This window comes from Actinocorallia sp. API 0066 (assembly GCF_020991275.1).
Classification (GTDB): domain Bacteria; phylum Actinomycetota; class Actinomycetes; order Streptosporangiales; family Streptosporangiaceae; genus Actinocorallia.
Genome location: NZ_JAJLQY010000005.1, coordinates 365,959 through 382,133 on the forward strand (window position 1 = coordinate 365,959; position 16,175 = coordinate 382,133).

16 protein-coding genes are annotated in these 16,175 nt (G+C 71.2%); 8 read left to right on the forward strand and 8 right to left on the reverse strand.

What is annotated here, in order from left to right; all coding sequences use genetic code 11:
- Nucleotides 1–21: 21 nt before the first annotated feature.
- From LO762_RS15310 to LO762_RS15320, 3 genes are all read right to left on the reverse strand, one after another.
- Nucleotides 22–708 carry a hypothetical protein gene (locus LO762_RS15310; RefSeq protein ID WP_230615597.1) on the reverse strand — a complete coding sequence of 229 codons (687 nt, stop codon included), beginning with the start codon at nucleotides 706–708 and terminating at the stop codon, nucleotides 22–24.
- Between the two features lie 182 nt (nucleotides 709–890).
- The gene (locus tag LO762_RS15315; RefSeq protein ID WP_308103984.1) at nucleotides 891–1,736 is read right to left on the reverse strand and encodes a serine/threonine-protein kinase; all 846 of its coding nucleotides are present in this window, start codon (nucleotides 1,734–1,736) and stop codon (nucleotides 891–893) included.
- A gap of 288 nt (nucleotides 1,737–2,024) precedes the next feature.
- A complete protein-coding gene (locus LO762_RS15320) occupies nucleotides 2,025–2,363 on the reverse strand; it encodes a cyclic-phosphate processing receiver domain-containing protein (RefSeq protein WP_230615601.1) in 339 nt (112 codons plus the stop codon).
- A gap of 766 nt (nucleotides 2,364–3,129) precedes the next feature.
- On the opposite strand from LO762_RS15320, the gene LO762_RS15325 reads away from it, so the two are divergent.
- Nucleotides 3,130–3,702, forward strand: a complete 573-nt coding sequence (locus tag LO762_RS15325) for a hypothetical protein (RefSeq protein ID WP_230615603.1) — start codon at nucleotides 3,130–3,132, stop codon at nucleotides 3,700–3,702.
- Nucleotides 3,699–4,040: a DivIVA domain-containing protein gene (locus LO762_RS33930; RefSeq protein WP_374201561.1), complete on the forward strand. Its 342-nt coding sequence runs from the start codon at nucleotides 3,699–3,701 to the stop codon at nucleotides 4,038–4,040. Before LO762_RS15325 ends, LO762_RS33930 begins: the two co-directional genes overlap by 4 nt.
- Nucleotides 4,041–4,064: 24 nt before the next feature.
- On the opposite strand, the gene LO762_RS15335 is transcribed toward LO762_RS33930, so the two are convergent.
- Together LO762_RS15335 and LO762_RS15340 are read right to left on the reverse strand one after the other, a co-directional pair.
- Nucleotides 4,065–5,060: a lysylphosphatidylglycerol synthase domain-containing protein gene (locus tag LO762_RS15335; protein WP_230615605.1), complete on the reverse strand. Its 996-nt coding sequence runs from the start codon at nucleotides 5,058–5,060 to the stop codon at nucleotides 4,065–4,067.
- Complete coding sequence (locus tag LO762_RS15340; RefSeq protein WP_230615607.1) at nucleotides 5,057–5,770, reverse strand: PIG-L deacetylase family protein; 714 nt, start codon at nucleotides 5,768–5,770, stop codon at nucleotides 5,057–5,059. Before LO762_RS15340 ends, LO762_RS15335 begins: the two co-directional genes overlap by 4 nt.
- 113 nt (nucleotides 5,771–5,883) lie before the next feature.
- On the opposite strand from LO762_RS15340, the gene LO762_RS15345 reads away from it, so the two are divergent.
- On the forward strand, nucleotides 5,884–6,960 hold the full coding sequence (locus tag LO762_RS15345; RefSeq protein ID WP_230615609.1) for a glycosyltransferase family 4 protein: 1,077 nt from the start codon (nucleotides 5,884–5,886) through the stop codon (nucleotides 6,958–6,960).
- Here the strand turns inward: LO762_RS15345 and LO762_RS15350 are convergent.
- Nucleotides 6,927–8,495 carry an acyl-CoA synthetase gene (locus LO762_RS15350; protein ID WP_230615611.1) on the reverse strand — a complete coding sequence of 523 codons (1,569 nt, stop codon included), beginning with the start codon at nucleotides 8,493–8,495 and terminating at the stop codon, nucleotides 6,927–6,929. The genes LO762_RS15345 and LO762_RS15350 overlap by 34 nt on opposite strands.
- Nucleotides 8,496–8,741: 246 nt before the next feature.
- Here LO762_RS15350 and sigE point away from each other — a divergent pair, with 246 nt between their 5' ends.
- Nucleotides 8,742–9,284, forward strand: coding sequence for an RNA polymerase sigma factor SigE (gene sigE, locus LO762_RS15355; protein WP_230615613.1), 543 nt, complete (start codon nucleotides 8,742–8,744; stop codon nucleotides 9,282–9,284).
- 165 nt (nucleotides 9,285–9,449) lie between these two features.
- Nucleotides 9,450–10,136, forward strand: coding sequence for an alpha/beta fold hydrolase (locus tag LO762_RS15360; protein ID WP_230615615.1), 687 nt, complete (start codon nucleotides 9,450–9,452; stop codon nucleotides 10,134–10,136).
- Between the two features lie 9 nt (nucleotides 10,137–10,145).
- Here LO762_RS15360 and LO762_RS15365 read toward each other — a convergent pair whose 3' ends face one another.
- Nucleotides 10,146–11,492, reverse strand: coding sequence for a cell wall metabolism sensor histidine kinase WalK (locus LO762_RS15365; protein ID WP_230615617.1), 1,347 nt, complete (start codon nucleotides 11,490–11,492; stop codon nucleotides 10,146–10,148).
- Between the two features lie 604 nt (nucleotides 11,493–12,096).
- Between LO762_RS15365 and LO762_RS15370 the strand changes: the two genes are divergently transcribed.
- Together LO762_RS15370 and LO762_RS15375 are read left to right on the forward strand one after the other, a co-directional pair.
- A complete protein-coding gene (locus LO762_RS15370) occupies nucleotides 12,097–13,362 on the forward strand; it encodes a CdaR family transcriptional regulator (protein WP_230615619.1) in 1,266 nt (421 codons plus the stop codon).
- A gap of 220 nt (nucleotides 13,363–13,582) precedes the next feature.
- Nucleotides 13,583–14,803 carry an SfnB family sulfur acquisition oxidoreductase gene (locus LO762_RS15375; RefSeq protein ID WP_230615621.1) on the forward strand — a complete coding sequence of 407 codons (1,221 nt, stop codon included), beginning with the start codon at nucleotides 13,583–13,585 and terminating at the stop codon, nucleotides 14,801–14,803.
- A gap of 95 nt (nucleotides 14,804–14,898) precedes the next feature.
- Here LO762_RS15375 and LO762_RS15380 read toward each other — a convergent pair whose 3' ends face one another.
- On the reverse strand, nucleotides 14,899–15,450 hold the full coding sequence (locus tag LO762_RS15380; protein ID WP_230615623.1) for a hypothetical protein: 552 nt from the start codon (nucleotides 15,448–15,450) through the stop codon (nucleotides 14,899–14,901).
- 77 nt (nucleotides 15,451–15,527) lie between these two features.
- Here LO762_RS15380 and LO762_RS15385 point away from each other — a divergent pair, with 77 nt between their 5' ends.
- Nucleotides 15,528–16,097: a hypothetical protein gene (locus tag LO762_RS15385; RefSeq protein ID WP_230615625.1), complete on the forward strand. Its 570-nt coding sequence runs from the start codon at nucleotides 15,528–15,530 to the stop codon at nucleotides 16,095–16,097.
- Nucleotides 16,098–16,175 lie beyond the last annotated feature (78 nt).

Below are 16,175 nucleotides of genomic sequence, written 5' to 3' on the forward strand. Positions count from 1 at the left end.
CCCCCCAGTGTGGCCGACGGGTCACGCGCCCTCCCAGGCGGGGTCGAGCGGCACGGCCCGCAGTCGGGGCACGAAGGAGCCGTCGGGGAAGCAGGCCCACGCCCTTGTGCTGGTCTCCTTAACCTCGACGGAGACGGGCCTGTAGCGGTCGGCACCGGCGCGGCCGGAGACGACCTCACCGAAGACGAACGAGGAGACGATCACGCCGAGGTCGGCGCTGGAGGCGGCGAGCGCCGCCTTGAAGTCGGGCGCGTCGAGCGCCCTGTGCAGCTGGTTGGCGGCCCGGCCGACCAGACCGTAACCGTCGTGGGTGACATGTCCGGCGTCGACGGACATGCGCAGCCGCAGCCGGGACGGCTCGGCGGCACGGCGGTTGTGGTCGGCGAGGAGCGCGCCCAGGTGGTCCACCAGCGGGTCGACCGCCTGGACGGTGGGCACCCCGGCGGGCAGGGCGAGCAGGATCCCGTCACCGCGGTCCTCGCGGTGGGACAGGCCCCAGGGCAGGTCGGCGAGGCCGAAGGACTCCTCGACGAACCCGTACATGGTGGCGCGCAGGTAGAGCAGGTCCTCGTGGCTGCGCGCCAGGTCCCCGAAGGCGCAGATGTCGAAGGCGAGCAGTGCGTGCAGGCCGCCGCGCGGGCGGCACGGTCCTGCGGTGGTGCGGATGGCCGAACAGTTGCCTCGTCTACGGTGGTGAGACCGGTTCATCCCCTGCCATTTCCAGGTGCTTGCTGTGTGGTTGCCCCCAAGGCGTTGACGACCACACGGGGATAAGACGTGCGAACGTGACGTTCGGCTCCACTCGGACCGACGAATGTCCCGGAATGTCCCAGGATTCTCGGTGGACGCTCGGGACCCGTCAGGCGCGGGCGCCCGTCCGGGTCCGGCGGTCAGGCCCGCGCCGCCGCCCGGACGGGCCGGAGCAGGTCGAGCAGCCGGGGACCCGGATTCCCGAGCCGTTCCAGCATCCGGGCGGCCTCCGCCGCCGTCAGCCGGTCCGCCGGGTCCTTGCGCAACAGGCCGTCGATGACGGGGCGCAGCGGCCCCGCGTTGCGCGGCGGCGCGTGCTCGTCGACGAGGACCGCCAGCATCGACGCCAGCGCGCCCGCCCTCCGGTAGGGCGCCCGCCCGTCCACCGCCGTGTAGAGCGTCACACCGAGCGACCACAGATCGGACGCCGCCGTGAGCGGGTCGTTACGGGCCTGTTCGGGTGAGACGTAAGCAGGCGATCCTTCTAGGACGCGCAGATCGGTGTCCTCGGTGTGGATGGCGAGTCCGAAGTCGGTGAGCACCACCCGGCCGTCGGCGCAGACCAGCACGTTGCTGGGTTTGACGTCGCGGTGGAGCAGGCCGACTCCGTGGGCGGCGCGCAGGACCGCGACGAGTTGTCTTCCGATCTCGGCGGCGCGGAGCGGATCCAGCGGCCCCTCGGTGTCGATGACCTGTTGCAGGTCGGGCGCGTCGAGGAACTCCATGACCAGCCAGGGCCTGCCACCGGCGACGAGCACGTCGTGCACGGCCGCCGTCCCTGGATGGCTGAGCCGTGCCATCGACCGCGCCTCCCGGGTGAGCGACCTGCACAGTTCGCGCCGCCGCTCCGTGTCCGCCCCCAGCGGGAGCAGGATCTCCTTGACCGCGACCACCCGGTCGAGGACTTCGTCGTGGGCGCGCCACACCACGCCCATCCCTCCCCGGCCTTGCTCTTCCAGTAGCCGGTACCGCCCCGCGACAAGAATTGGCCCGACCCCCGTCTCGCACGTGACAGCTCCCGGAGGAGCTCGTTCTGTCTCTCACCTCCTGCCCGTTTTGTGCGCCCGAAACGGCCCCCCAACCTTCAAGACTCCACCACCTTTCCCCCAACCAACCCCAGCCAGACCACCAACAACCCCGAACCCAACCCTGCGCACTGCCGTACAGGCGGCCGAGCGCGTCGGTGAACACGGTGACGGTGCGGGCCCCGTCGAGGCCGGTGTGTTCGACCTCCAGGCGGAGCGGCCGGGGCACCATGCTGCGGGGTCCTGAGGTCAGGCGGTCGCTCGGCGAACTCGGTAGCCCCATCGGGTGAGGACGCGGACCACGGTTTCGGCGCCGATGGGGTTGGCGCTATGAACGAAGATCGTTCCTACCTGGAAGGGGTGGCCGTTGAACGCGGCCTCCTCCAGGAGCGCCACGACGGGCATGATGCTGTCGTCGCCGCCCAGATCATGGTCAAGCCAGAGCTCGTCGATGAACTCGTTGTGGTGCTCCTTGAGGAGCTGAATGCCTCCAGCGCTCGTGCGGGCGAGCCGTGTGGTTCTGGGGAGAGAGCGTAGATCGTCGATGCCGAGAATGATCGGCGTCGGCGCTGGTCCTTGTTGCTCCACGTGGAGATCATCGCAGAGCTCTGGTGGCCCATCGGCAGAGCCGCTATCCGATCGGGCTCGCCAGAGGAATGTCACCCTCGAATGTGTCTGTTCGACTTCGGTGGGTGACAAGTGCGTGTTTGTCTGGGGTTTCGGTGCTGCTGAGTGGGGCGGTGATGCTGTGCTCTCGCCGGTCTGGTCGAACTGCTGCGCTTGGCCCGATCTTCTCGCGCCGGTGCCCAAGAGGCAGGCCGGACATGAGCTGGTGCCGGGCGCAGCGGCATCGGCCCGGATTGCAGTTCATGGTCTCTACCGGCCGCCATCACGCTTTCGAGAGCCTGGAGGAAGCACGGCTTCTGCTCGTTCTGGATTTCGCCGGGGAGGTGGTGGACGTCTTCTCTCAGCCGGTGCGGGTGAGGTTCGAGTCCTCCTCGGGGTGGCGGGCTGGAACTATGCGGTTGCGGCGGGCTGGCGTGCTCATGTCGCGACGACGGTGAGTGCGCTGTCCTCGCAGCGGCGTCCGCTGACCGACCCGCTGAGCTTGAGGCCGGGCCTGGTCGAGATGGCAGGGACCGGCTTGACGTTCGGGGAACTTGCGGACCGGAGCCGGGTTCCTGCGGTTGCTCGGGCTCAGCTGCTTCATCTGATCTGGCGTCGGCGGTTGGGCATCGATCTGGCCGCGCCGCTGCGAGATGGTTCGCTGGTAGTTCTCGGGAAGGCCGGTCATGACTGACCGGGCGGTGCTGGACCTCTCGGTCGGTGCCGGGCTGGTCCTGGACGGAGCGGAGTGGAGCATCCGTTCTGCGGCACGGACCTCGCAGCCCGAGACGAGGGCGAGGCTCCCGCCGAACTCCATACGCTTCTTCAACTTCAGCAGGAGATCCTCCTCAAGGAGAACCGTGATCCCCACGACCTGAGCAGCGTTGGAGGCATGCCGACGACCAACCACCGGTACTTCACTGATCTCGGCATCGTGGCCTCGCTGACCCTTCTGTCATGGCCGACAGCCCGCTACTTGAGTGCGGCACCCGCCCTCGCCACGCTGATCGATACCGAGGTCGACCGACGCCGCCACGAAATCCGGTCACGTCAGCTCCAATCGATCCGCCTCAACTCTCGGCGGTCGCCAGGTCTTGGAACGGCACTCCGCAAACCCGTCACGCTGAGAGAACGCATGCTCGCCACGGGGCTTCCGGACCTGCCACCCAGGGTCGTTGCTCGTGAACTCGACCGGCACCTCGGGTCATTGGACGAACGACGACCGCGACGGCGATGCGGTGCCCGGTACGGGGGCGTGACTCGGCCGAAGGCCCGAACAGCGCTCATGCGCGTCACCGAGCCTGTAGGAAAAGAGTCATGAGTGACACCGACAAGATCTGGACGGCGATCAGTGAGCTCGGGCGGAAGATCGACGGGCTCGCCGAAGCCGTCGCGGAAGCGGCGGAGCCGAAGAAGGCGCGGCACCGTGGCCTGCCTCATCGGCTTACCGCCGACGATGTCCGGAACGTCACCTTCATCACCACTCGTGTCGCCCCCGGTTATCACACGCCCGAAGTCGACGACTTCCTCGACAAGGTTGAGGCTGAGCTCGACGAGCGTTCCCGCGAGCACCTTGCTCTCCAGGCGGAGAATGAACGGCTCGCTGCGGAGAACGGCGATCTACGGGCGCGGCTCGGGGGCCGTGTCGGCGAGCACTGAGCGGCTCGGGGTTGGGCCGGAGGGCTAGGGCTTTTGGTGTCGGTGCCATAGCCAGTGGGTCCAGGCTAGGGCGCCTAGGGGGATTTCTATGACGTAGGTGAAGAAGCTGTAGAGGAGGACGGCGGTGGCGGCGGGGGTGGCGTCCAGGCCGAAGTGGACCAGGGCGGCGGCGGTTCCGGTTTCGGTGACGCCGGTGCCGCCGGGGGTGAGGACCACGCTGGTGAGGACTCGGTTGAGGGCGAAGGCGGCTACGGTTTCGGCCAGGCGGGGAGGGCTTCCTACGGCCCAGAGGCAGGCCCAGAACAGGACGCCCTGGAGGAACAGGTAGCCGGTCATGCCGAAGGTGAGGGTCTTCCAGCCGGTGCGTAGGACGTCGATCGTCTCCGCGCGGATGCGGAGGAGGGCTGTTCCCAGGCCGCGTAGGAGGGTCGCGAGACGGTGGGGGGAGCGGGCGGCCAAGGAGTGCAGCCGGTCGTGCACCCAGCGGGCGGCGCTTTCGAAGCGTAGTGCGACCGCCAGGAGGACCGCGCACGCGGCCAGCACCACGCCGGCTGAGGCGGCGGCAGCACCCAGTTCTCGGTTCGGCACCTCGCCTATGGAGAGCAGAGCGACGATACCCAGGGCCGGGAGCAGGAGCCGTCCGAAGACGTTCCAGACTCCGCTGACCAGAGTGGAGACTGTCACCGACGGGGCGGAGAATCCCCAGCTCCCGGCCATCGCGAACGTCGCGGCGACGCCCGCCGCGCCGCCGAACGGCAGCAGGTTGCTGACGGCGCTGCCGGCCGCGTTGAGCTGGAACGCCTGGCCGTGCCGTAGGCCGGGCAGCGAGCCCGTCAGGACGAACGTGTACATGCCGAGGCCCGCGAGCCACAGCACGACGAGCAGAGCCAGCACGCCGGGGCTGAGCGCGCCGAGTCCCGCCACGATGGCCGTCCAGTCGGCGCCGACGAGGCGGGGCATCACCGCGATGAGGCCCGCCGCGAGCAGCAGTGAGCCCGCCGACAGGACGAGCCGTCTCACCGCCGTACGTAGTACTCGGTGCCGAGCGCGTGCCGGAACACCGGGTCCGGGAGCCTGCGCAGCACGGCGAGCAGGCGCGGGCCGCCGGAGCCCTGGCTGGCGTGCGCGGCCATCGCGGCGCGCTTGGCGGCGGCGTAGCGGCGGACGTCTACGCGATGGCTGATGCGCGAGCCGGGAGTGTATGCCTGCCTCCAGCCGTCCAGGGGGAGCACCTTCGAGAGGGGCCGTAGCCATCTCCACAGGCGGTCCCGATCCACCGTCGCCTCCAGGACGACGCGTGTCCCCGCGAGGCGGGCCGCCTCCACCCCGACGCGGTGTACCTGCACGTGGTCGGGGTGGCCGTAGCCGCCGTGTTCGTCATAGACCGTCAGGAGGTCGGCGTCCTCCTCGCGCAGGATCGCCGCGAGCCGCCCTGCCGGTTCGGCGACGGGCCGTGACGCGAAGCCGCCGGGCGCGCCGCCGTCCAGGCCGGAGTCGGGGTAGCCGAGCGGCACAACACGGGCGCAGCCGAGGACGCGCGCCGACTCCTCAAGCTCCCGGAGGCGCAGCGGGCCTAGCGAAACCGTCGGCAGGCCCGTCCGGCCGCGTTCGCCCGCGGTGGCGACGACGAGGACGACGCGGTGCCCGGCGTCGGCGAGCCTGGCCATGAGGCCCGCGGTGAGGAGCGCCTCGTCGTCCGGGTGGGCGTGGAAGAAGACGCAGGTGCGCATGGAGCGGAACCTGCCCTGCGGCGCGAAAAGATCCGGGTGCCTGGGGGTCAAGTCTGGGTCAGAGGGGAAGCCGCTGCCGGTCTGCGGCCCGCCCGCTGCCGAGACTCGCGAAGGTGAGGATCCTGCATGTGAGCGACTGCTTCCTGCCCCGGCTCGGCGGGATCGAGGTCCAGGTGGACGAGCTGGCGGCGGCGCAGCGCGCGCTGGGCCACGACGTGCGGGTGGTGACCGCGACGCCGGGCCCGGACTTCGTCGGCCTCCAGCGGGTCGGGCCGCGTGTCCCGTGGGGGCTGCCCATCGGGGGTTCGCTCCGACCCGTCCTGGACGAACTGAAGCCCGACGTGATGCACGTCCACGCCGGGGTGGTGTCGCCTTTCGCGTGGCGTGCGTTGGCCACCTGCCGGGACGTGCCTTCCGTCGTCACCGTGCACAGCCTGTGGGGGCGGCCCACCGGGGCCGTCTACAGGCGGCTGGTCTCCCGTGACGTGTCGGTGACGGCGGTCAGCGAGGCGGCGGCCCGGCCGATCCGCAGGGCGCTGGGCGCCGACGTGCGGGTGGTGCCGAACGGCATCGACACCGGCCCGTGGCGGACGATCCGGCCGTGGCTGCCGACGGGGGCCGTGCACGTGGTGGCGGTCGGCAGGCTCGCGCCGCGCAAGGAGCCGTTCACGCTGCTGAAGGTGCTGCGGGACGCGGGGCGGCGGACCAGGATCCGGGCGACGATCGTCGGCGACGGCCCCGCCGCGCGCGGTGTCCGCAGGTTCCTGCGGGAGAACCGGATGGACCATTGGGTGAAGCTCACAGGGCGGCTCGACCGCTCGGAGGTGCGCGAGGTGCTCGCGTCGGCGGATGTCTTCGTCGCGCCCGCGCGCCGCGAGTCGTTCGGGCTGGCGGCGCTGGAGGCGCGGCTGGCGGGCGTGCCGGTGATCGCGCACGCCGCCTCCGGCGTCGCGGACTTCGTGCGGCCCGAGCGGGAGGGCCTGCTCGGCGGGTCGCCGCGCGACCTGGCCGACGCGCTGGTCCGGCTGGTCGAGGACGACGAGCTCCGGCACCGTATCGCCGCGCACAACGGCGCGACGGTGCCGGAGCACTGCACCTGGCCCTCGGTGCTCGCCGCGTTCGCCGACCTCTACGAACGCCGCGCGCCGGAGCCTCCTCAGACGCCGAGCACCGACCGGGCCCACTTGTAGTCGGACTTGCCGACGGCGGTCCGCTGCACCTCGCCCACGATCTGGAGCTGGCGCGGCAGCTTGTACCCGGCGATCCGGTCGCGGCAGTGCGCCAGGAGGTCGTCGAGGGTCAGCTCGTGGCCGGGCACGGGCGCGACGACGGCGGCGACGCGCTGGCCGAACCGCTCGTCGGGGACGCCCACGACCACGACGTCGTAGACGCCCGGGTGGTCCTTGATGGCGACCTCGACCTCCTCGGGGTACACCTTCTCGCCGCCCGTGTTGATCACCAGGGAGCCCCGGCCGAGCAGCACGATCGTGCCGTCCTCCTCCAGGCTGGCGAAGTCGCCCGGCACCGACCAGCGGACGCCGTGCTCGTCGGTGAAGAACGTGGTCGCGGTCTTGGCGGGGTCGTTGAAGTAGCCGAGCGGGATGTGGCCGGAGCGGGCGAGCCGGCCGATCTCGCCGGGCTTGACCGGGCGCAGGTCGTCGTCCAGGACCTTGGTGCCGGGCTTCATGAGGAACCGGGCGGTGCCCTCGCCGCCGCCCACGGACGGGCCGAGGGTGCCGGTCTCGGACGCGCCGTAGTTGTCGAGGAACAGCACGCCGGGCAGCCGTTCCTGGAGCGCTGCCTTGGCCGCCTCGGTGAGCGGCGCGCCGCCGGACGCGACCGCGAACACCGACGACACGTCGTGGCCGCCCTTGGCCAGTTCCGCCGCGAGCGGCCTGCCCATGACGTCGCCGACGATCATGACGACGTTCGCGCCCTCCTCCTTGATGAGGTCGAGCACCCGCGCGGGGTCGAAGGTCCTGTCGTTGAGCAGGACGATCCGGGCGCCGCTGAGGACCGTCATCATGGCCACCCACTGGCCTGCGCCGTGCATGACGGGCGCGCAGTCCAGGGTCGTCGCGGGGGCCTGCTCGGCGGCCCTGACGATCTCCTCGGGCGCGCCGATCGGGTCGCCGAGCGGGTTGCCGCCGCCCATCGCGCCGAAGAAGATGTCCTCGCAGCGCCACTCGACGCCCTTGGGGTAGCCGGTGGTGCCGCCGGTGTACATGATGTAGCGGTCGTCGCTGGAGCGCGGCGGGAAGTCGTCGGTGGCGGGCTGCGCGGCGAGCGCCTCCTCGTAGCCGACGGCGTCGGGGATGTCCGCGTCGCCGCCGTCCTCCAGGACGACGACGTGGCGCAGTTCGGGCAGCGCGGCCCGGTCGACCTTGGCCAGCAGGGAGCGCTCGCCGATGAGCACGGTGGCGCGGGAGTCCGACAGCACGTGGTGCAGTTCGCCCGCGACGTACCGGTAGTTGACCGGGATGGGGACGGCGCGCGCCTTGAAGATGCCGAAGAACGCCTCAAGCCATTCGGCCCGGTTCCAGGAGAGGATCGCCACGTGGTCGCCCGGCCGCACCCCCTGGGCCGTGAGGTGGTGCCCGACCTGCGAGGCGCGGGCGTTCAGCTCGGTGTACGTGCGCCGGACGTCGCCGGCCACGAGGGCCTCGCGATCCGGTGCCGCGCCTGCGATGAGCTCCAAAAGGTCGGCCAGGTTGTAGCTGGACATGGGTCTCCTCCCCGGGGGTGATCGCGTGAGACGTGCGGCCATCCTCGTTTCGTCGGCGTTAACCGGCAATACCCACCTATCACGCCCCCGAGAGATTCCGGTCACAATTTGTTCGCGCTACCAGGGCACTGAGCTGCGGTCTAGTACGGAAGTGACAGAACGTCCACCAGGACCCCTTAACGTCCCTCTTATGGGGGTGACGGCAGGGTAGATAACGATTCAGCAACCAGAGCAGGGGGCGAAGACGTGAGCACACCGGTTGCCTGGACGCCGCCGAGTTGGGACGAGATCGTCAGCGAGCACTCCGGGCGGGTCTTCCGCCTGGCCTACCGCCTCACCGGGAACAGGCACGACGCCGAGGACCTCACCCAGGACGTGTTCGTCCGGGTGTTCCGCTCGCTGTCCTCCTACACGCCCGGCACCTTCGAGGGCTGGCTCCACCGCATCACCACCAACCTGTTCCTGGACGGCGCCCGCCGCCGCCAGCGGATCCGGTTCGACGCCCTCACCGAGGAGGCCGCCGCCCGGCTGCGCAGCGGCGAGCGCGGCCCGGCCCAGATCATCGACGACGCCGCGCTCGACCCCGACGTCCAGCGGGCCCTGGACTCCCTCGCTCGCGAGTACCGGGTCGCCGTCGTCCTGTGCGACATCGAGGGCCTCACCTACGAGGAGATCGCGGCGACGCTGGGCGTCAAGCTCGGCACCGTCCGCAGCCGCATCCACCGCGGCCGCGCCCAACTGCGCACCGCCCTGGAGCACCGCAAGCCGCCCGCCGCCGTCCCCGCCTGATTCCTGGACGTCCAACGCCGCGCCACCCGGAGGGCGATACCGGACATCCGAAACTCCGGGCGGGTGCGCGGTCGGTGTGTCCTGATGGCGACAGGTGGGTTTCTCCCAGGTTTCTTGTGATCTCGGACATATGACCGGCCGGTCTCCGGCGGTTATCTTCCGGCCATGGACATGGTCTTCGAACGCCGTGGCGCGGGGCCGCCACTCGTTCTCCTGTGCGGCGCCGGGCAGCGCGGCAGGGCCTGGGAGCCGGTGATCGGCCTCCTCGCCGCCGAGCGCGAAGTCCTCGTCGCCTCCGTCCGGCAGGGCGACCTCGACGCGACGACGACGGCCCTGGCGCTCGCCCTGCGCGGCCTGCGCCACCCGCACATCGCCGGGTTCGGGTTCGGCGGGCTCGTCGCCCTGGAGGCCGCCGAGCGCGGCATCGTCTCCTCGGCCGTCGTCATCGAGCCGTCGGGGTTCGGCGCCGCGCGCCGCCCCCGCGCCGTGCTGCGGGCCGTGCGCCGCGCCTTCGCGCTGCCGGGGCTGCTCCTTGAGCGGCTCGTGGCGCCCCCCGACCCGGTCGGCGCGCTGCCCTACCTCGCCCACTACGGCGGCGTCCGGCCCTCCCCCGACGACGGGTCGGCCTTCACCGGCGACCTCGCCGACGTGCCCGTCACGCTCGCCTGGGGCGTCCGTGGCGGCCTCCCCGGCCCGGCCAGGACGGCGCGGGCGATGCTCCCCCACGTCACGCACCTGCGGCTGCCCGGCTGCGGCCGGGTGCCGATGGCCGACGCGCCCCGGATGGTCGCCGACGTCATCCTCAGCGCCACCGCGGCGGCCGAGCGCCAGCGGATCGCCGTGGCGGGCTGAGCGGGCCGCTCAGGCCCTCTTGCCGCCCTCCTCGCTCGGACCCTCGTGGTCGACGAGCGGCAGCCGCAGCACAAAGCAGGCGCCCGACGGGACGTCCGCGACGGTCAGCTCCCCGCCGTGCGAGCGCGCGATGTCGCGGGCGATCGCCAGACCCAGCCCGGTGCCGCCCGCCGCCCTGCTGCGCGCCGTGTCCAGCCGGGAGAACCGCTCGAAGATCCGCTCCCGGTCCTCCGCCGGGATGCCGGGGCCGTTGTCGCGGACGGCGAGCACCGCCTCCGGGCCGTCCCTGCGGACCGTCACCCTTGTCTCGCCGTGCCCGTACTGCTCGGCGTTGTCGAGCAGGTTGGCGTAGAGCCTGGCGAACTGGAACCTGACCCCGTGCACGCAGACCCGCTCCGGCGCCTCCACCTCGACGCCCGGCCGCGACTCCAGCCGGGCCAGCTCACCCAGGTCGAAGCCCTCCGGCACCGACGTGCCCGCGCCGAGCTGGGACAGCAGAAGCAGATCGGTGATGATCGTCTCCAGCCGGTCGGTGTCGCGCAGCGCGGCCTTGGCGACGTCCTCCCAGTCGGCGTCGTCGGGGTGCAGGAGCGCGCCCTCCAGGTTGGTGCGCAGCCCCGCGATGGGCGTGCGCAGCTCGTGGGAGGCGTCGGAGGCGAACTGGCGCTGCCGGTCCACCGCCCGCTCCAGCCGCTCCAGCGTCTCGTTCGACGTCCGGGCCAGCCGCGCGATCTCGTCGTCGCCGTGCGGCTCCGGCACCCTGCGGTGCAGGTCGGACGCGCTGATCTCGGACATCTGCCGACGGATCGCCTCGATCGGGCCGAGCGTCCTGCCGACGATGATCCACGTGGACCAGGCGGCGAGCCCGGTGATGCCGACGACGCCGAGGCCGGCGGCCAGGTCGAGGCCCCTGCCGACGAGCATCGACGGCAGCCGCACCGCGGCGATGACAAAGTCGGTGTCCTCGTCCACGACGGAGCGGACCGCCACGACCGCGTGGCACTCGCCGTGCCTGCACTCCACCCGGCGGTCCACCCTGTCGTCCGGCGGCGGCCTGAGCTGGCTGAGCGGCTCCGTGTGCGCCTCCGGCGTCGCCGCCACGACCCGGCCCGAGGTGTCGAGGACCTGGATGAGGTGGACGCCGTCCACGCTGCGCAGCGGATCGACGATGCGGTCCGCGCGCACGTCCCCGACGGTGCGGAAGGCGGCGCGCTCGGCCGACCCGAAGATCTGGCCGAGGATCGCCTGCCGGAAGAAGAACATCACCCCGACGGCCATGAGCGCGGAGACGATCAGGCCGAGGAGCGCGGCCAGCAGGGTGTCCCGCACCCGGATCGAGCGCGGCCACCACCTCATCTGATCCCCCCGACTGGCCACTCGGCCGAACCTGGTCCCCCGGGCTTGCGCAGCACCCCGTCACCCAGGGTGACTATCACCGACTGTACCGAGTCGGTTCCGGCACGCTTCGGAGGGGGTCGCCCGGCGGTCGCCGGGCGGTCGCGGAGCCCGCCGGGACGGGACCGCCGGATGAACTTTCGATGAGACCCCGCGGAAGGGGGCCGCCCGGGCTGACGTAAATGGTCAGCCTGGTGTCATGCTTTCGAAGCCGCGTTATCAGCGGTCGTTGAGGAGTGAATCGTCGCCTCCGGCACGGCATATCCGAGATATAGCCGCGACCGTTACTGGATTGGAACACCTTCGGCCGTCGCGCGCCGCGAGCCGCCGCGCGGAGGGCCGGGAGGGGCCTCCGACGACGGCTCCCACCAGAAGTTACGCCGAAGTTGCCACAAGATCGCGGCCGATCCTGGCCCTCCCCGGACCTACACTGGCGGTCTGGCGAAGCGCCAGAGCATGATTTACGCCACACTTGCATGAGATATTCGTCATGACCACCGAGGTGTTCGTGTCGACCGATCAGCCCCAGGGCGCGCGGGGCCCAATGCCGGATGGAGGTCACCGCGTGACAGCAGAACTGGGCATCCCCTCCCGCGCCGGACGTGCCGGGCGGAGCCCATGGTCAGAGCTTCCGCGCGAGCTCGCCGAACACGTCCTGCCGCATCTCGACCTCGTCGCCGAGGAGATCATCGCCGAGATCCGCGTCCAGGTCCGTGAGTACTCAAGGGGTGAGGGCCCCTACGCGTCCACCCTCCGTACCGTCGTCGAGCGCGCGCTCGCCCACTTCGTGGCGCGCCTCGCCCGCGGTGGTCCGCACCCCGACCCCGACTTCTTCCAGAACATCGGCAGAGGCGAGGCGGGCGAAGGCCGCAGCCTGGACCCGCTGCAGAGCGCGGTGCGCGTCGGCGGGCTCGTCGCCTGGCGACGTCTCGCGCGGAACGCCTGGGAGCTGGAACCCCGCATGATCACCGCGCTCTGCGAGGCGGTGTTCGTGCACCAGGACGACATCGCAAGGCAGGCCGCCGAGGGGTACCGGCAGGCTCAGGCCGCCGTGGCGGGCGAAATGCAGCGGCGCCGCCGCAGGCTGCTCGACCTGCTCCTGTCGGAGTCCACCGGCCACGACGCGATCGCCGACCTGGCGGCCGCGGCGCACTGGCCGATGCCGCGCACCGTCGCGGCGGTGGCCCTGGACATCCGCCACCAGGACACCCGCCCGCCGGCGTTCCCGCCGGACGTGCTGGTGGACCTGGAGCGCACCCAGCCGTCCCTGATCATCCCCGACCCCGACGGCCCCGGCAGACAGCAGGTCGTCGACAGGGCGCTCGCCGACTGCGCGGGCGTCATCGGCCCCACGGTCGCCGTCACCGAGGCGGCGCACTCGATGCGGCTGGCCCGCAACATGCTCCAGCTCGGTCAGCGCGGCGTGATCGACGCCGAGGGCGTGGTGCGCTGCGTGGACCACATGTCCACGCTGATCCTCTTCCAGGACGAGCAGCTGCTGAAGTCGCTCGCGGAGCTCCGGCTGGCCCCGCTCGCGCATCTGCGCAGCAGCCAGCAGGACAGGCTCGCCGAGACGCTCCTGGCGTGGCTCCAGTCCGGCCGTAACGCCAACGAGGTGGCGATGCGGTTGCACGTCCACCCCCAGACGGTCCGCTACCGGCTCCGGCAGCTTGAGGAGCTGTTCGGCGACCAGCTCCTGGACCCCGATCTCCGGTTCGACCTGGAGATCGTGCTGCGGGCCCGCCGCCTGCAGCAGTCGCTGGCGCTGACGCCGGCGACCCCCGACCACCGCGCGGTGGCGGGCGAGGTGATCAGCCTCCGCCGCCTCTGACGCGTCCGCCCCTCCACCCCTCCACCCCTCCAGTACGAGGAAGGCCACCGCTTCCAGCGGTGGCCTTCGTCTTTCCCCCAAAACGCGCCGGTTCGGCGCCGCCTCGTGAGTCCCAGGTGAGATTCTCCTTACCACGGGTTCCTATTTTCCCTACCAATAATGTATGGATATAGGGAGCTTGGCAAGCCGGAGCGACCCACCGAGCAGAAGGTGACGAACCATGACAGTGCAGACGGCAGTAGCCGCCCCTCCCGCGCTCACCGACAGCACCGCGCCCGCCGTCGCGGCCGAGGTCGCCGCGCGGGTCAGGCCCGGTTCCGCCGACCGCGACCGGCAGGCGCGGCACCCCGCCGCCGAACTCGCCGACCTGGCCGCCACCGGCCTGCTCGGCATCTCCGTGCCCACCGCGCACGGCGGCGGCGGGGTCGCGCCCAGCACCGTGGGCGAGGTGTTCAGGCTGCTCGCGGTCGGCGACCCGTCCGTCGCGCAACTCCTCCTCGCGCACTTCGTGATCATCGACATCCTCAAGGAAGCCGGGAGCGACGAGCAGCGCGCGTTCTTCTTCGGCGAGGCGGTGCGCGGCGTCCGGTTCGGCAACGCCACCGCCGAACGCGGCACCAGGCACGTCTTCGACCGCAGGACGGCGCTGACGGCCGACCCCGCCGGAGGGTTCCGGCTGAACGGCCGCAAGTTCTACACCACGGGCGCGCTCGCCTCCGGCTGGATCGGCGTCGACGCGTCCGAGGACGGCGACCAGACCCTGCCCGTCATCGCCTTCGTCCGCCCCGACGACGAGGGCGTCGAGTTCTTCGACGACTGGACGGCGTTCGGGCAGCGCCCCACCGCCAGCGGCTCCATCACCTTCACGGACGTGCACGTGCCCGCAGAGCGGGTCGTCACCTTCGGCCCGCTGCCCACCGACCCGCCCCCGCAGACCCTGGGCGCCTACGACCAGCTCCTGCACGCCGCGATCGACGTCGGCATCGGCAGGGCCGCCCTGGAGGACGGCGCCGCCTTCATCGCCGAGCGCTCCCGCCCGTGGTTCGAGTCCGGCCACGACCGGGCCGCCGACGAGCCCCACGTCCTCCTCCACGTCGGCAAGCTCACCACCCGCCTGCACGCCCTGGAAGCCCTCTTCGCCCGCGCCGGCACCATCCTGGACGCCACCTACGCCGCCCCCGAACTGACCGACGAGAACACCGCCGCCGCCTCCCTGGCCGTCGCCGAAGCCAAGTCCTTCGCCCAGGAGGTCTCCGTCCAGATCGCCAACGACATCCTGGAACTCTCCGGCACCAGCTCCGCCGACGCCACCCACGGCCTCGACCGCCACTGGCGCAACGTCCGCGTCCACTCCCTCCACGACCCCGCCCGCTGGAAGTACCACCACATCGGCAACCACACACTCAACGCCGTCAACCCCCCGCGCTACCCCCTCCTCTAACCCGCAAACGGCCCCCGTCCCCGCACCGGGACGGGGGCCGCCGCGCCCTCGTCCCGGGCCGTGCTCCGGCTCGCGGGATCCCTGACGCTCGACGGTCAGGGCTTGACGCAGAGCTTCTTCTTGCCCTGCTTGAAGGGCTTGGAGGGGCTCTTCACGGTCCTGGACGCCGCCGGGGGCGTGTACCTCGGGGGGAACTTGATGGAGATGGTCCCCAGGGCCTGGTAGGTGCGCTTCTGCTTCAGGCAGACGAGGTCCCCGCCGACTCTGGCGCCGCCCCGGCCCGTCTTGGTGCTGGCCTTGCCGATCCTGCGTCCGTCGCTCATGCGGGAGGTGAGCGTGACCACTGTCGCGCCGGCTCCGGGGCCCGTGCATTTGATGGACAGATGCGCGTTGACCTTCTTCCGATCCGAGCTGTGACCGGCATGTGGGTGGTCGTAGGGCTTCCTGTTCCTGAACGCGCCCGTGCAGACGATTTCCCCGGCCCGGGAGGAGGGCGCGGCCGGGCTGGCCACGATGGTGAAGTCGCCCTCGGCATCGACGGTGATGCGTGCCGTGCCGTCCTCGGTCACGTAGGACTCGGCGGCGAGGGCGGGGGCGGCGGTGAGCAGTGCCGCACCGGCGACGAGGCTGACGGATGCACAAGTCATTCTGAAGAACACGCTGTTCTCACTCATTCCTTTGTGTCCGGCTATGTCGTGGGCAGCGTAATGGATACGTTCTCCTCATGATCGAACGCATGGACCCTGACCAAGTCGCTTGGTTCGCCGCATGGGTGACCGCTATCAGTAAGGCTCCTGAGGGCCCTGAGCTGCCGATGTCCTATGCGCGCACCGTCCGGGTGCAGCATGCGGGAGATGATGAGGGCCACCCGTCTGATATTCAGAAGGCCGCTCTCGACCGGATCCTGCTGGCCGCCTCCGGCCAGGACGCCCCGGCTTGCCTGGCCTCCTACGACCCGGTCCCGGGGGAGGGTGATACGTCCGAGATCCCCTTCGCCACACGGGTGGTCGGCCATATCGAGTATCTGCTGGTGGCCGGGCCGCTGCGCGACCTGGTCTACCTGCCGTGGGAATCCCGCTGGGACTACGAGCAGCCCGTCACCATGCTCTGGCCCGCCGACCGGTCCTGGTGCCTGGCCAGCGACCCCGACGTCACCCACACCGTGGTCGGCGGCCCGGCCCCGCTCATCAAAGCGATCCTCGCCGACCCCAGGCTCTACGCCGAGGAATACCGCGCAGGCGACGAGGACTGCCGACAGAAACGCAGAAGAAGCGGAAGAGGCAGAAGAAGGTGAGCGCCTTCGGCGGAACGGCGACCCGGAATGGCAGGGGGGCCAACGGTTCGGGGAGCGTTGACGGTAATACGCAGGCGG